The organism is Sporosarcina sp. SG10008 (assembly GCF_044569405.1).
In the GTDB taxonomy this organism is placed as follows: Bacteria; Bacillota; Bacilli; order Bacillales_A; family Planococcaceae; genus Sporosarcina; species Sporosarcina psychrophila.
In genome coordinates, this window is sequence record NZ_CP172607.1 from 3,230,815 (window position 1) to 3,245,596 (window position 14,782).

General features: G+C 38.6%; 14 protein-coding genes and 1 pseudogene. 7 read left to right on the top strand and 8 right to left on the bottom strand.

Annotated elements, in window-relative coordinates:
• Positions 1-3: 3 nt before the first annotated feature.
• The 3 genes from ACGLYD_RS15300 to ACGLYD_RS15310 all read right to left on the bottom strand — a co-directional run bounded on the left by ACGLYD_RS15300 (position 4) and on the right by ACGLYD_RS15310 (position 3,101).
• Positions 4-765 carry an ABC transporter ATP-binding protein gene (locus ACGLYD_RS15300; protein WP_067212740.1) on the bottom strand — a complete coding sequence of 254 codons (762 nt, stop codon included), beginning with the start codon at positions 763-765 and terminating at the stop codon, positions 4-6.
• A 3-nt stretch (positions 766-768) separates the two neighbouring features.
• Positions 769-1,818 carry a FecCD family ABC transporter permease gene (locus ACGLYD_RS15305; protein ID WP_399633262.1) on the bottom strand — a complete coding sequence of 350 codons (1,050 nt, stop codon included), beginning with the start codon at positions 1,816-1,818 and terminating at the stop codon, positions 769-771.
• Positions 1,819-2,504: 686 nt separating this feature from the next.
• Entirely contained in the window at positions 2,505-3,101 is a 597-nt protein-coding gene (locus tag ACGLYD_RS15310) for a class I SAM-dependent DNA methyltransferase (RefSeq protein WP_399628935.1), read from the bottom strand.
• A gap of 286 nt (positions 3,102-3,387) precedes the next feature.
• On the opposite strand from ACGLYD_RS15310, the gene ACGLYD_RS15315 reads away from it, so the two are divergent.
• On the top strand, positions 3,388-4,167 hold the full coding sequence (locus ACGLYD_RS15315) for an acetoin reductase (protein WP_187045765.1): 780 nt from the start codon (positions 3,388-3,390) through the stop codon (positions 4,165-4,167).
• Positions 4,168-4,380: 213 nt separating this feature from the next.
• Here ACGLYD_RS15315 and ACGLYD_RS15320 read toward each other — a convergent pair whose 3' ends face one another.
• Positions 4,381-5,088, bottom strand: coding sequence for a DNA alkylation repair protein (locus tag ACGLYD_RS15320; protein WP_399633265.1), 708 nt, complete (start codon positions 5,086-5,088; stop codon positions 4,381-4,383).
• 763 nt (positions 5,089-5,851) lie between these two features.
• Between ACGLYD_RS15320 and ACGLYD_RS15325 the strand changes: the two genes are divergently transcribed.
• From ACGLYD_RS15325 to ACGLYD_RS15340, 4 genes are read left to right on the top strand one after another with little or no spacing between them, the layout of a single operon-like run.
• Positions 5,852-7,345 (top strand): aldehyde dehydrogenase family protein, encoded by a 1,494-nt coding sequence (locus ACGLYD_RS15325; RefSeq protein ID WP_399628939.1) that lies wholly within the window; start codon positions 5,852-5,854, stop codon positions 7,343-7,345.
• 14 nt (positions 7,346-7,359) lie between these two features.
• On the top strand, positions 7,360-8,247 hold the full coding sequence (locus tag ACGLYD_RS15330; protein ID WP_399628942.1) for an NAD(P)-dependent oxidoreductase: 888 nt from the start codon (positions 7,360-7,362) through the stop codon (positions 8,245-8,247).
• A gap of 17 nt (positions 8,248-8,264) precedes the next feature.
• A complete protein-coding gene (locus ACGLYD_RS15335; RefSeq protein WP_231885720.1) occupies positions 8,265-9,074 on the top strand; it encodes a DUF3100 domain-containing protein in 810 nt (269 codons plus the stop codon).
• On the top strand, positions 9,071-9,511 hold the full coding sequence (locus ACGLYD_RS15340; protein WP_231885721.1) for a hypothetical protein: 441 nt from the start codon (positions 9,071-9,073) through the stop codon (positions 9,509-9,511). Before ACGLYD_RS15335 ends, ACGLYD_RS15340 begins: the two co-directional genes overlap by 4 nt.
• Before the next feature lie 286 nt (positions 9,512-9,797).
• Here the strand turns inward: ACGLYD_RS15340 and ACGLYD_RS15345 are convergent, their stop codons facing one another.
• Genes ACGLYD_RS15345 through ACGLYD_RS15355 form a run of 3 tightly spaced genes read right to left on the bottom strand, consistent with a single transcriptional unit; the run spans position 9,798 to position 11,502 of the window.
• The gene (locus tag ACGLYD_RS15345; RefSeq protein WP_399628945.1) at positions 9,798-10,148 is read right to left on the bottom strand and encodes a transposase; all 351 of its coding nucleotides are present in this window, start codon (positions 10,146-10,148) and stop codon (positions 9,798-9,800) included.
• Positions 10,145-10,648: a hypothetical protein gene (locus ACGLYD_RS15350; RefSeq protein WP_399628948.1), complete on the bottom strand. Its 504-nt coding sequence runs from the start codon at positions 10,646-10,648 to the stop codon at positions 10,145-10,147. The genes ACGLYD_RS15345 and ACGLYD_RS15350 overlap by 4 nt, the downstream gene beginning before the upstream one ends.
• Positions 10,624-11,502 (bottom strand): LysR family transcriptional regulator, encoded by an 879-nt coding sequence (locus ACGLYD_RS15355; RefSeq protein ID WP_399628949.1) that lies wholly within the window; start codon positions 11,500-11,502, stop codon positions 10,624-10,626. The genes ACGLYD_RS15350 and ACGLYD_RS15355 overlap by 25 nt, the downstream gene beginning before the upstream one ends.
• Before the next feature lie 144 nt (positions 11,503-11,646).
• On the opposite strand from ACGLYD_RS15355, the gene ACGLYD_RS15360 reads away from it, so the two are divergent.
• Positions 11,647-12,576, top strand: coding sequence for a DMT family transporter (locus ACGLYD_RS15360; RefSeq protein ID WP_399628952.1), 930 nt, complete (start codon positions 11,647-11,649; stop codon positions 12,574-12,576).
• Between the two features lie 368 nt (positions 12,577-12,944).
• Here ACGLYD_RS15360 and ACGLYD_RS15365 read toward each other — a convergent pair.
• Positions 12,945-13,669 (bottom strand): annotated as a pseudogene (locus ACGLYD_RS15365) (DUF421 domain-containing protein).
• 630 nt (positions 13,670-14,299) lie between these two features.
• On the opposite strand from ACGLYD_RS15365, the gene ACGLYD_RS15370 reads away from it, so the two are divergent.
• Positions 14,300-14,740 (top strand): hypothetical protein, encoded by a 441-nt coding sequence (locus ACGLYD_RS15370; protein WP_187045782.1) that lies wholly within the window; start codon positions 14,300-14,302, stop codon positions 14,738-14,740.
• Positions 14,741-14,782: the final 42 nt, after the last annotated feature.

The window sequence follows — 14,782 nt, forward strand, 5'->3', positions numbered from 1 at the left end:
CTCCTATATGCCATATGCAAAACCTAATCCATTTGTAACAGGATTGGTATATGTTTGACATTTAATTTGATATAATGCTTCAACTGTAGTTGGCGTTAAAACCTCTTCTGGTGTTCCATGTGCATAGATTTCTCCATCTTTTATGGCATACAGGTAGTCGCAGTAATGTGCTGCCATTTCTAAATCATGGAGAGCCGCTAATACACCAATGTTCAAATTTTTAACACATGATAAAATTTCAAGCTGATAGCGTATATCTAAGTGGTTTGTCGGTTCATCTAAAACCATGATTTTTGGCTGTTGCGCAATGGTTCTCGCTAAAATAACCCTTTGCTTTTCTCCACCAGACAACGATAAGAAACCACGCTGTTTGTAATCGAGTAAATTTGTGGTTTTCAAAGCTTCCTCCACAATCACATAGTCTTCTTGTTTGTCTGACTCCAACATTCTTTTATGTGGTGTTCTGCCTAACATCACCATTTGCTGAACGGACAAATCAAAACTCATTTCATTAAATTGCCCCACTACACCTAATCGCTGTGAAATTTTTTTCTCTGAACTTTTCAGTACATCAACATCATCTAAAAAAACCATTCCTTTTTGAGGAACAAGACTCTTATAGATAGCCTTTAACAGCGTTGATTTTCCACAACCATTTGGTCCAATCAGCCCTACAAATTGTTGTTTTTTCACAAGGATTGAAATGTTTTTCACAATCTCTTTTTTCCCGATAGTAATATCTATTCCCTTTGCAATCAATTCCATTTTCTACCCTCCAAAGTTGTAGCCTCTTTTTACAATCATGTAGATAAATAATGGAGATCCAATAACAGAGGTAATGATTCCGATGGGCAATTCAACATTATGTATTAACGTTCGTGACAAAATATCGGCCCAAATCATGAAAAGTCCTCCTAAAAGCAGCGTTCCAAGCATTAAACGCTTATGATCTGCTCCGAAAATCCCCCTAGTGATATGCGGAATAATTAAACCAACAAAGCCAATCATTCCTGAATAGGCGACCATTGTTCCCGTAACAAGAGCAGTGATGATCATATAAAGTTTTCGGAATGCACTTAAGTTAATGCCTAGTGTAATAGCAGATTCGTCACCTAGAAGCATCGTGTTTAACACGCGATGTTGGAAAAGAAATAGGGCTGATCCAAGCAGAACAACAATGGCTAAAATCGGTGTTTTATCCCAACTTGCTGAAGCTAGACTTCCCATTGACCAAAAAGTAACGGTCTTAATCCCTTCTGCATTATTGGCAAAATAGATAATTAAGCTAGCGAAGGAGCTACACAATGCACCGATTACAACCCCTGATAAAACGAGTTTCACAGATGTTGCTTTACCGCCGATGCTCGATAAAATAAGTACTGCCATTGACGTTATCATCGCACCAACAAAGGCTCCGAATGCCACGCCAAACTGCGACAAAAATGCGCTACTGCCAAATCCAACGAGAATGGCAAAAGTTGCACCTAATGATGCGCCCGATGAAATACCAAGTATGTATGGGTCAGCAAGTGGATTTTGCACGACTGCTTGCATAACCGTTCCACATAAAGCAAGCCCTATGCCGATAAGCAGTGCGAAAATAACACGTGGCATCCTCACCTGTAAAATAATATTTAAATAGGATTCACTTTGTACATGATTGAGTGATCCAAGCCTTCCATTTGTTAATGCATGCAATAATATGTCCATAGCCTGCGTGAAAGGAATATTAACTTGTCCAATTGATACTGAAAAGACAGCCGATAGCAAAATGATGCCTACGAGAAGAAAAATAAATACATAATAACTTTTGCCCATCCCTATCTTGCTTAGATCCTTTTTCTTCAATATTTCACCTCCGTTACAATCACCCGCTTAACTGATAACGATTATCATTATCAACTGCTTCTGTATTGTAGAACATATTCTGAAGAAAAACAACAACAATTTTATTGAATAACTTGTTAATCTGATTGTTTCGTTGGAGACTCGCCTGTTGGTTGGACGCTTTATTGGATTGGTTGGAGGCTCTTCGGGGTTGGTTGGAGACTTCCTCGTTTGTTGGACACTTCGATTGGTTTGTTTGAGGCTTCCTCGTTCGTTGGACACTTTCCTGAATTGGTTGCACACTTTCTGGGCTTGGTTGGACACTTCGATTGGTTCGTTGGAGGCTTTCCCGTTCGTTGGACACTTTCCGGGATTGGTTGCAGACTTGTTGGGATTGGTTGGAGGCTTCGATTAGTTCGTTGGAGGCTTTCTCGTTCGTTGGACACTTTCCTGGGTTGGTTGCACACTTCGATTGGTTCGTTGAAGACTTCCCCGTTCGTTGGACGCTTTCCATGATTTGTTGATGGCCAAGTAGAAGGGTAACTGAGCATGGCTGCATTCCGTCAACTCAACGCTCCGAATAAAAAAAAGAGGTATGCGACCATTTGTTGATATGGTTACATTCCTCTTTTACTTTATGAATATTATGTGCCAGTACATCAAGAGAAGACAAGAAATCACTTTATACTACTGGATATAAACATTGAGGCATCTTGATTCATAAAAATACGATTTCCATGATGAAACGTCTTAATTTCAATTGATTTAAATCCAACTTCGGATAATCTATTTTTCAATTCTTCATGCGAAAAACCGTTATGAACTTTCGGATGATATATTTCATCGTTTTTGTCAAAATCAATAATAATTAGCTTGCCATCATTATTTAAAATGTTGAACAATCCTTGTAGAATTTTTTTAGTATCCGGAATATGAAGAAGGACTAGCGACATTAAAACGATGTCTGCCTTAAGTTCAGTAGTTTCTTGCGTGAAATCTGAATAAAGAACTTTTGAGTTGAGGATTCCTTTGTGAGAAATTTTAGCTTTCGCAACCTCCAACATTTGTTTTGATGAATCTACCAGTAAAATAGAATCCACTAAATCTGATAATTCTAAACTAACTAGACCAGTACCACTCCCATAGTCTATTAAAGATTTCGATTTACTATTTCGTAATTCTGGTCTTACTTCCTTAACTAGTATTTTAGCTAATTCAATTCTTTCCTCTGTGTCGTATCTTTTTGCCATCTGTTTAAAAACGTTATTTTCCATATTCCGCTCCCCTATTTAGTACATAATTCAAGCTACATATTCGTCATTATAACAAACATCAAAATCTAAAGGGACAATTCTCCCTTTCATTGCTCTGAATCATGTTGAAGTAAATACCTAGTCCATGCCTTATTTATTAGAGTACATAAATTCACTTCCTACTAACTAAAGAATCCTCTATTGCGAAAAACACTATATTCCATATCGTTTGAGGTTTTAGTTTTTGGGGAATGCAATTGAATGTAGCGTTTTGATGGTTCGTGAAAAAAATAGGGAGGAATTTATAATGGGCAAGAAAAAAGTAGCAGTCATTACAGGTTCAGGTCAAGGTATAGGGAAAGCGTTAGCTGAACGTTTAGCGAATGAAGAATTTTCAATTGTGTTAAGCGATGTTAACGAACAAATTCTAACTGAAACCGAAAAAGAATTTAAAAATAATGGATTTGAAGTTACATCGTTCGTTGGTAACGTAGCCAATCCCGACGATCAAGAAGCACTTGTTCAACATGCGGTTAATACGTTCGGCAGTGTTGATGTATTTATTAACAATGCAGGTGTAGAAGGACAAGTTGCACCGCTTACACATGTTGATCCGAAAGCGGTTGATTTTACGCTTGACGTTAACGTTAAAGGGACGATTTATGGCATTAAAGCGGCAGCAAATCAGATGAAGAAACAAGGGACTGGCGGTAAAATCATTAACGCTTGTTCGATTGCTGGTCAAGAAGGATTCGAAATGTTAGGTGTTTATTCGGCAAGTAAATTTGCGGTTAAAGGGTTGACCCAAGTTGCCGCAAAAGAACTTGCGAAAGATAAAATCACCGTCAATTCTTATTGCCCTGGGATTGTTGGAACAGGTATGTGGGACAGACTAGATGAAAAAATGATGGAACACATGGGGACGAAAAAAGGAGAAGCGTTTGCGAAATTCACTGAAGGAATTGCACTTGGTCGTTCACAAACTCCTGAAGATGTAGCTCATCTTGTATCCTTCTTGGCTTCACCAAACTCTGATTACATCACTGGGCAAAACATCTTATCAGATGGTGGTATGGTGTTCAATTAATTCACTATCTCAAGAGATATCCTATAAAAATGAAGATATCCCCATTTTTTAAAAGCCTAATTTCTCATTTAACATCGAGAAATCAGGTTTTTTTGATCCTCAAAATAGTGTAAGGTTTCCCCATATTTGTGTGGATGCCTGTGCACCAAAAAACCAATAGAAATTAGATTATCATGCACCTGAAACTTTCAGAACAGGTACCTGAAATTAATTTCAACATCTTACATGCTTGCGTTTAAAACCAAGCTTTCCTCTATCGACTTCTTTTTGAATGCTTTCGTAAGCATTTAGGAAACTGTTTTTTTTCTTGTCCCGCTTGATTTCTACTATTCCAATCGCCTTTGCGGTCTCGATTGCCTTTTCATGGAGCGGCAAATAGGAAATCCCCACGGTGTATATAAAATTATTCATTGCGGATTTCGTTCGTTCTGGTGAATCATGAATCGTATTTTTTACCATGTCAAGCATATCGGAAATTTTGGCTTCTGAAAATTCAACGTCTAGTCGGTTCCCTATAAGCCAACAGTAACAACTCCAGCCCGCCGACATTCTCAGCTCTTCACCGCTTGCGATCCATTTATCGGCAACTTCTTGTGCAATATCTGACTCTGATAAAGTTACAGCCACTACATAATCAGACAGCATATAAAAATACGCCGCATCGATCCAACGATCATAATCCGCCTCCGTCATGACATTGGGTTCGGCAATAATACCTGCAAAGTACATTGCATCATAGTTCCCTGTGGCATACAGCTCTTCAGCTAAAGGTTGATTCATTTTAATTTTCTTTACAATTGGTTTCATAGCACCTGTAGCTGCGCCAAAAAGCGGCTCATGCGCACCATTGGACATGTACATTTTCTTCATTCGTTCCTTGCCAAGGGCTTCGAGCTCCTGCATAACCAACTCTACATTCATCATTTAACACTTCCTTCTCTCTGGAGTTTACCTATCACATATATCACCATTATCTTATAACCACCCGCAGTTTGACAGCAAAACAACCGGATAAGCGCATGAGTGTTATGCAGGAATCCACTTAATGCATGTTGGCACTTTGTTCTCGAATTGGTGGTAAGATATCAAACCAGACATTTGCAAACTTGCTTGGTCTGCATTTTTTCATTATACAATTGTATTGAATTCTCTGGGTAGCGACGCACATATCGTACCTGAAATTGAGAACGTTAAGAACTAAAAGAACAGTAATAGTCTCAAACACGTTTATGTCTTATCACCTATTGTCCAACGAGTTGAGGCGAGTGTGAGAAACGATACAGAACAGTGTGTCATCATTGGATTGCCCGATCCATCGATTAAAGAATCTAAATTCGTAATAATTTCATATTAAGGATACTACTCAGTTTCCACCAACCGCGCACTGCAGAACTCCACGAAAAATCACAATACATAAAATCAGATACTAACGCGATAAAAGTCAGCCCTCTCCCACATACTTTCTTCTATTCATTTTAAGTTTATTATCTAAATAGCGTTCGGCAAAATCAAATAAATTATTGGATCACGAAATATTCCATGGACAACCTGAATACAATTTAGTTATATGTGTTCTAATGGATGGTCCGAATTATAACGCCCACCCTTTAAACATATTCACTTTATTCATCTCTATCAATGATGATTTTCAAAGCAATATCTTATCAAAAAAGGAGTGGTTTATATGGTATCTGCATACAACAGTAAGGCGAACAATCAAACGTCGAAGGTTCCCGTCTATAAAAACTACATTAATGGAGAGTGGGTGTCCTCCAAGACAAACGAGTTATATGACAGCGTAAATCCAGCAAATAGTGCTGAAGTGTTGGGGCGATTCCAAAAGTCCTCTGTTGAAGACGTTCGAGAGGCCATTGCAGTTGCGAAGAAGGCTTTTCAAAAATGGTCGAAAGTGTCCGCCCCAGAACGTGGGGATGTCATCTTTAGATTGATAAATTTATTGGAAGAAAATAAAGAAATGTTAGCGGTTATTATTACAAAAGAAGTTGGTAAAGCAATTCGGGAGTCAAGAGGAGAAGTAACAAAAACAATTCAAGCGATGAAACAATTCAGTGGTGAGGCCACCCGTCTTGCTGGGGAAACTTTACCTTCTTACAATGACAATATTTTTGCCTATACAGTGCGGGAACCTTTGGGTGTAGTAGGAATCATTGCTCCCTATAATTTCCCCCTAGGTATCGGTATTTGGAAAATCGCTCCTGCTATTATTGCCGGCAATACAGTTGTATTCAAACCTGCTAGTACCACTTCACTTATTAGTATAAAAATTATTGAACTACTTGAAAAAGCTGGTGTTCCTGCCGGCGTCGTTAATATGGTCACTGGATCAGGCGCAGTCATTGGAAAAGAATTTGGAGAAAATAAGGAACTAAAAGCAGTTTCATTTACTGGTTCGACAGATGTTGGAGCAGCCCTTGGGAAAGCCGTTGCACAACATGGTGGTAAAATGCAGGCGGAAATGGGCGGGAAAAACCCGGCGATTATTCTTGAAGATGCTGATCTAGACCTTGCCATTGATAGTGTTGTAACAAGCGGTTTTTTCGATAACGGGCAACGTTGTACAGGAACAAGTAGGCTGATTGTGCCAAAAACGATTTATCGCCAGGTAGTAGATAGACTTGTAGAAAAAGCCGAATCATTCATCGTTCAAAATGGACTGAGCGAGGAAGCAACGAATGGCGCAATCATAGATGAAAATCAGTTAAATACTTACTTGAAATATGTACAAACAGCACTAGATGAAGGTGCAACACTGGAAACCGGGGGAAAACGTTTAGTACAAGGTGATTTGAAAAACGGTTTTTTTGTTGCTCCAACTGTATTTAGTAATGTGCATTCAAATATGACAATTGCCAAAGAAGAAATTTTTGGACCTGTGATTGGTGTGTTTGAAGTGGAAAACTACGAAGATGCAATTGCGTTGGCTAATGATACTGAGTTTGGCTTATCTTCAACGATTTACACAAATGATCTAGAGAAAGCATTTCATTTTGTCCGCAATATTCAATCCGGCGTTACGCATGTCAATCTTCCCTCCACATATTTCGAAAACCATTATCCTTTCGGTGGTAAGAAAGAATCCAGTATTGGACCTAGAGAGCAAGGCAGTACTGCATTGGATTTCTGGACAGATCTTAAAACAGTTTATATGAGACCGTAAAGGAGGAATTCGTAATGAAATTAGGAATGATCGGTTGCGGAGCTATGGGAGCGGGAATGGTGAAAAACTTTTTAAAAAGTGATTACGAGGTTTGGACTTATGATCCTGATCCGATGAAACAACAACAAATGAAGGAGCTCGGAGCAATCCCAGTTCCTGTGATAAATATTGTTGCACCTATGTTAGATGTGATTGTTTTATCATTACCACTTTCTAACTTAATAGAAGATACACTTGTCGGGGAAAACGGACTTCTCCACGACTTGAAAAAAGGTGCTTTCATTTTGGACATGAGTACGACGGATGTCGATTCAACAAAAAAATTAGCTCAGCAAGCGAAAGATGTGGGTGTTCACTACTTTGATTGTCCGGTGAGTAACGGGCCGTTAGGAGCAGATGCTGGGACATTAACGATCATGGTTGGAGGAGAAGAAGAACATTACAGCGCTATTCTTCCGGTGTTACAAGCGATTGGAAATGAAATCCGCTATATCGGTTCCGCGGGTTCTGGGCAAGTTGTAAAGTTGTGCAACAATATGATGGTGGCTGGAATTATGGTCTTACTGAGCGAAACTTTACTCACTGGTGTAAAAGCAGGCGTCGATGCGAAAAAGATTGTAGAAGTTATGTCGATCGGTTCAGCCCAAAACAAAGTCCTTTCCGTTTTCGGACCAAATTTAGTCCAGGATACACATCATAACGTGAATTTTTTACTAAGTCACATGGCGAAGGACGTGGGCCTATATCAAAAGCTATCTAAAAGTTCCGAAACACCGGCTTTCTTAAGCTCCATTGTAGAGCAGCTTTTCGAGATTGCTAAGTTACAAGGTAAGGGTAGTTTGGATACGAGTGCAGTGGGTCAAGTCGTCGAGTTACTGGGGAATCATAAGATTACTAACTGACTTGAGGGGGGATTTATGTGTGGAAAGATTGGAAGCTCCATGTAATTGTCCTAGTATTTGTCGTACTAGGTGAAGCAATTGGTACTAAACAGTTCAATCTTGGGCTAGGCACCGTTGCGCTATTCCCCATGTTATACGTATTAATTTGGGGCGGTATTGTAAGTTGGCCTCGCTTGAAGTTGATGAATGAAGCTCAGATGAAAAATGCTGCAGGAATACTTGGTATCTCTTTCATGTTATTTGTTGCTAAACTTGGAACTATGTTAGGACCCTCACTTCCAAAGATTTTTGATGCAGGTCTATCATTGGCCTTCCAAGAAGTTGGACATATCATTGGAACAATTATCATTGGGCTACCGATAGCTATACTTCTCGGGATGAAACGTGAAGCAATTGGAGCAACCTTTTCAATTGACCGTGAGCCGAATTTAGCCATTATTTCTGAGAAATATGGAGCGGATTCTCCTGAAGGAAGAGGAGCACTTGGCGTATATGTTTGTGGAACGGTTTTCGGTGCCATTTATTTAGCCTTACTAGCAGGATTCCTGGGAAGTCTCGGTATTTTCCATCCAATTTCTCTAGCTATGGGAGCGGGTGTTGGTTCCGGAAGTATGATGGCCGCTGCATCCGGGGCACTTGCTGTAACATTCCCTGAAGCAGCAGATGATATCGTGTTGTTCGCCGCTGCTGCGAACCTTATTACGACCATTCTAGGTACGTATATTTGTGTGTTTTTCTCACTTCCTGTCACAGCCCGTCTTTACGATTGGTTAGAACCCAAAATTGGTCGTAATAAATTGTCAGTTAAACAGGAGGGAGAAAAATGATTCATAAAGCAAAGGTCTTAACTCTTATTGGGTTAATCGCGATTATGGGTAACTGGGTAGGATACGGTGTAAATCCAATTGAAGCCTTGCCGGGGATACTTCTTATTATCCTCGTAACCGTAATTGGTTTGACGCTTAACGCTCACTTACCGATTAAAATGCCAGCAGTTATATGGATATCATTCTTAGCATTAATCGCAACAACCCCCATTTTTCCCGGAAATGAAATGATAGTTGAACAAACAGCAAAGATCAACTTCATGGCACTTGCTACTCCGATTTTAGCATATGCCGGTTTATCATTAGGTAAAGACATTGAAAGCTTTAAAAGATTGGGATGGCGAATTATTATAGTCTCCTTAGTTGTTTACACAGGGACTTTCCTATTCGCTACATTATTCGCAGAAATTGTTTTCAAAATTCAAGGCAGGTTCTAATAGTGGTAATTCAACCAGACGTATAAGCTTAAATGGATAAAACCATCCACAATGCCATGCGACCAAGGTCAGCAACATTGTGGACGGTTTTTTACTATCTACGCCGATTGTATAATTAAGCGAGACACCCAAAACAAAAATCGGTGCCTGTGCAACAACGAACAATTCAAATAACTGTAAAAACCCAAAGAAAATTAGATATTGAAGTGAATACCTAATTCAAGCTTTATACATATATAAGGCTTGAATTATTAGGATAGTTTTAAGCGCAGATATTTGAAATTAATTAGCTGTTGTTATCTCTTGTTTCTATGAATTCTAAAAACGAATCTTGGAGTTCTCCTTCTGTGTCAATAGAATCTAGTAGTAATTTAGGTTCAAACAAACAATCTTTTAAAGTTGAACTTCCATCAATTACTCCTAGTACGTTTGAAATAGTATCAATCATGGTCTGTTCAATTATCGTCATTAATGTATCTTTATTTTCATCAGTTAAACTATCGTAAAAACCAATAGCATTTTTCCAATAATCATCTATTTTAGGAGTTACATTCGTTGTTTCATACAAGTTTTTGTATAGTTGAAGGTTCTCTTCAGCTATAGACTCGTAAAGTGATTTAACAAAAATCTCATTCATTTTTTCTCCTCCTTTCTGGATACATTTTTGTTTAATTCAACAAGTTCTTTCAAGGTAGAATATGGTATGTCATCATAGACTCTTCTTAGTTCCATAGTATCCATTGCCAATAGCTGTCTAGGATTCTCTATTCCTTTGGTACTTCTTGAAACGATACCATTAGGGCCTTTTATTGTATGACCGACCTTTAGAGCATTTGTTGCAAGAGCAGTATTTGAATCATAATTATTCACAAATTTCTTCATAACTGCCTTCTGCCCTGCATGATAAGCATCAAGTCCTTCTACACCTTTACTATCTTTATAGGCTCCAACTTGATATTTCCCCGTCACCTTAGACTTTTTTTCAATCGTGGTAACCTTCTTTACAGAAAGATTCCCTTGATATTTAGATTGCTTGGTTCCGGAGATGAAATCGAGCTTGAAACCTTTTTGGACAATCGCATTCGGGTTTAGAAAATCCACAAATGCAAGTTTTAACGCTGGGAGTTGTTCAACCATGCTTTCATATAGTCAATAAATTTTTGCGCTGCTGGAGAAATAGTGTTGAAGGATGGGGCTGCGATACCGATGGAGCGATAATGTTCTCCTTCCAAGCTCAGAATGCGAACATTATGCGGAACACGGTACAAAACCATTTCAGGAAGAATACTAATTCCCATCCCATTTTGAACCATCGAAATGATTGCTTGATCATCCGCAAGTTCAAATTTAATATGAGGAGTTACATTGTTTTCTTGAAAAATCCGCTTTAAATCATTATCGCTCCCTTTCTTCGACATAATCAGCATCTCTTCTTTAATGTCTGCAAAACTGACCTCCTGTTGGTTTGCGAGGCGATGCTCGTCAGGAAGAATGCACAGCATACGGTCTTTTTTTAAGAAAATCACTTCAAATGACTTCGAAGTCGGTAATGAGACAAACCCAAAATCAACCGCACCCGTTGCGATCCAGTGCTCAAGCGTATCGTAATCCCCCTCTAACAACTTGATTTCGATAGCAGGTAGATCTGCATTAAAACTTTTCAGGATTTCTGGTAGCCATTGAACGGAAACACTCGAAAAAGTTCCAATGCGGACGGTGCCAATTTCAAGACCCTTGATATTCGCTATTTCTTGCATCATTTGTTCATTCCACTTTAATATTTCATGGATATGCCTTAATACGCGTTCTCCATTACTAGTCAACTTGATCCCCGCACGTCCTCTAATCAAGATTGTAAATCCCCATTCGGATTCAAGGCTGGCAATTGCATGACTCACGGCGGATTGCGTTAACCCATGGATCTCTGCTGCTTGTTTGAGACTCCCTGATTCTACAACAGTGCTAAATATTTCAAACTTGACCAGTGACAACTTCCTCACTCCCTTTACATGAATTTTATTCATCTAACAACTTAAAAACATTCGTTTTTATTATCTAAACTTTACATGTATACTAAAAAACAATCAATAGCTTTCGTTGAATTTTGGCACAATGAATGGAACTGGAGGTGTAAGATGGATAATCCAATAAGTAGGGGGACACAAATAAAAGCGGACTTGATGATGGTCATGGTGACAATGTTATGGGGTGCATCCTATTTGTTTATGAAGATGGGCCTCCATTCGATTCAAGAGTATAACCTAATTGCATTACGTTTTGGGATTGCTTTTCTTGTAGCTGCACTCGTATTTTATCGACGCCTTCTCAAAATTGATGGTAAAACGATCACATATGGATTTTTACTCGGATCGCTGTTATTCTTGTGCACTTCCGCTGTAGTAATCGGTTTAAAAACGACTTCAGTTTCAAATGCTGGATTTTTATTTAGTCTCGCGGTTATCTTTGTTCCTTTGTTAGTAGCACTCTTCTCTCGAAAGAAACCTAAAAAAAGAGTGATGATTAGCTTGTGTATCTCGATTACAGGAATCGGTCTTTTAACGTTAAACCAGGCATTCCTCATCCATGCTGGCGATTTCTTGTGCATCTTAGGTGCCTTATTTTATGCCCTTCACATCATCGTTACAGGGAAAGCAACAAAAAATGTGGATGCCATCTCCATTGGGATCATACAACTTGGGGTTGCAGGTGCATGGGGACTTCTCTTTTCACTCTTATTTGAAAAACCACAACTTCCAAGCAACATCGAGTCATGGAGTGCGATTTTGGCACTAAGCATTCTGTGCAGTGCAGTTGGATTTATTGGCCAAGCTGTAGCCCAAAAACATACAACACCTACACGTACTGGTCTGATTTTTTCATTAGAGCCTGTATTTGCAGCATTCTTTGCTTTTATTTTCGTAGGTGAAATCCTTACAAATAAAGGATATGTAGGGGCTGTCCTGGTGTTACTCGGGGTACTTGCCGCGGAGATCAATTTAAAGAAATTACTGGGGAGAAGAAACTTTTTATATACAATGAGTCGGTCTAGGGAGAGCGTATTATAAGTGCCAGGTATCTAGACTAGTTAGAATTCAATGGAAACCTCACTGTTTGTTGGACACTTGGATGCTTTGGTTGGAGACTTGACCAAGTTGGTTGAACACCTTCAGGTTTTGGTTGGACACTTCGAAATGTTTGTTGGAAACCTCTCCGTTTGTTGGACACCTTCAGGCTTTCGTTGGACACTGGACCTAGTTGCTTGGACACTACCGGCTTTCTATAAAATCGCTGTGCAACAAACAACGACTAACAATCCATACAATTGTATAAAAACGCAAAGAAGATTAGATATTGAAGTAAATAACTAATCACCGCCTTATAAATAGGTACCTGAAATTCAAACTGATTAGTTTCGTGCGCAGGTACCTGACACTCAGTGTTTTATAGTCGGAATGGCTAAGTTCTTTTCATTTTTTAAAGAAATATGCAGTTCACGATTGCGATTGATAGAGGCAAAAAAAACATCCTTTAGATCATTAACTCCTTGATTGTCTAATTCTTGTTGTAGCCATGCTTCATCTAAATTAACATCTCTTAACACGTCTGTGTAAAGTGTTCCTTCTACGATAACTGGAAAGGAAATCGTAGACGTTGGTTTTATGATATTCATATCTTCTAGCGTCACCGAATTTTTTTGTGGTTTTTTAATACACTTAATGCCCCGTTTGCTTCAATAATTGCTGTTTCTACTTCGTTAATATCAAATACATCTTTTTCTCTAAGCATTTGAAGGTTATTATCAATAGAATAACGAATTTTCTTTAAGTTTTCATATACAAATTTCCCATTTTGAAGAACAACGGTTGGTTCAAATGTTAGTAATCTGCCTATTTTACGATTAGATATTTTCCATCTCGTAACAATCCTTTGAAAAACGCCGATCGCAATGATAGCAAAAGCAGTCGGTAAATGTTTAATATCAGGTTCAGCAATATCAGCTCCAACAAGTGCCCCTAATATAATGACGATTAAAAAGTCAAATACCGGCAATTCACCAATGGCACGTTTCCCCATGAATAGGGTGGTAAACAATAACAACGGTATAATAGTTACTATTCTTCCTAATATAAGGAGCATATCCTTCATAAATTCCAACATCTTGACACCACTTTCCCTGGTTTCTCTAGTTCAGATAAGCAAAAATTACGATCACTATCACTCTTTCCAATTCAGCTATTGAATATAACCTCATTCCCCAATTTTTACCGAAAGTTAACCTCTATTAGAATTGAAAATAGGTACCTGAAATTTCATCAACTATTCTATTTAAATAAGTAACTCTGATTTAACTCCAGAGTTACTTTTAGGATTGGTTGAATATTTTTCGAGATTGGTTGGACACTTTCTAAGGGCTTTGCAATGATCATTGATCCCAAGGCAAAGTCTTAAAGTCCAATAAATAGTTTATTCTAAAGTATAGTCAACTACGCCCCCCTTCCGTCCCGCCTAGTGGTGTAAGCGAGAACTGCAAAACTAGTGAAATGCATTGAATGGTGATTAAGTATATATAACCTGATGTTGGACGGGCTATAGGCATCTTACCAGCGAAGCGAAAGGTATTTCCAAAACATCATTAAATAGAATCTACTAATATTAACTCCTGTGGATACCTTTCTTCTTTACATTCGCTGTTGATAATAAACCAGGCACTCATCTATAATTAAGGGAGTGGCTCAGTCATCCACATATTTCCTATACATTATCTGCACCTAATTAGGAGGGCTCCGAATGGAAATCAACAAAATCACATTGATGGATGCTTATCTGATTGAAACGCTTCGTAGCAATGGGGTATCTAATGATGAATTGCTTAATCAGATTGGGCTACAAGATATCAGCCCATGGGAAAAAGTGAAACCCAACTTTGATTTCACAGGACTTCTCAATCTATATGAACAGGATCCAAAGGCCTTCGCCTCTATACTATTTGATGGCTATACCGTGAAGTTTATTACGATGAATGGGCTGCAAAACTTGTTGGAAATGAAGTTCGATAAAATCAAAGAACGGGACTTTCAACTTACAGATAAAGGCGTTTCATACCTAAATATTGATGAAGACATTTATCCTGTCCTGAAACAAATGCTGTCGAAGAATTGGATTATTCATGAACTGTCTGAACATGATAGCAGCCATTCGATGAAGGAAATTCATATTTTGCTAGCGTGAAAGAATATACATTATAAAGGTCCAATCCAGATACGAATTCTG

What these genes read in the sequence shown, in the direction of transcription:
- ACGLYD_RS15340 (WP_231885721.1), top strand. Translation starts at nt 9,071, where the DNA reads ATGATTCATAAAGCAAAGGTCTTAACTCTTATTGGGTTAATCGCGATT.
- ACGLYD_RS15315 (WP_187045765.1), top strand. Translation starts at nt 3,388, where the DNA reads ATGGGCAAGAAAAAAGTAGCAGTCATTACAGGTTCAGGTCAAGGTATA.
- ACGLYD_RS15305 (WP_399633262.1), bottom strand. Translation starts at nt 1,818, where the DNA reads ATGGGCAAAAGTTATTATGTATTTATTTTTCTTCTCGTAGGCATCATT.
- ACGLYD_RS15330 (WP_399628942.1), top strand. Translation starts at nt 7,360, where the DNA reads ATGAAATTAGGAATGATCGGTTGCGGAGCTATGGGAGCGGGAATGGTG.
- ACGLYD_RS15300 (WP_067212740.1), bottom strand. Translation starts at nt 765, where the DNA reads ATGGAATTGATTGCAAAGGGAATAGATATTACTATCGGGAAAAAAGAG.
- ACGLYD_RS15350 (WP_399628948.1), bottom strand. Translation starts at nt 10,648, where the DNA reads ATGGTTGAACAACTCCCAGCGTTAAAACTTGCATTTGTGGATTTTCTA.
- ACGLYD_RS15370 (WP_187045782.1), top strand. Translation starts at nt 14,300, where the DNA reads ATGGAAATCAACAAAATCACATTGATGGATGCTTATCTGATTGAAACG.
- ACGLYD_RS15325 (WP_399628939.1), top strand. Translation starts at nt 5,852, where the DNA reads ATGGTATCTGCATACAACAGTAAGGCGAACAATCAAACGTCGAAGGTT.
- ACGLYD_RS15345 (WP_399628945.1), bottom strand. Translation starts at nt 10,148, where the DNA reads ATGAATGAGATTTTTGTTAAATCACTTTACGAGTCTATAGCTGAAGAG.
- ACGLYD_RS15320 (WP_399633265.1), bottom strand. Translation starts at nt 5,088, where the DNA reads ATGAATGTAGAGTTGGTTATGCAGGAGCTCGAAGCCCTTGGCAAGGAA.
- ACGLYD_RS15310 (WP_399628935.1), bottom strand. Translation starts at nt 3,101, where the DNA reads ATGGAAAATAACGTTTTTAAACAGATGGCAAAAAGATACGACACAGAG.
- ACGLYD_RS15360 (WP_399628952.1), top strand. Translation starts at nt 11,647, where the DNA reads ATGGATAATCCAATAAGTAGGGGGACACAAATAAAAGCGGACTTGATG.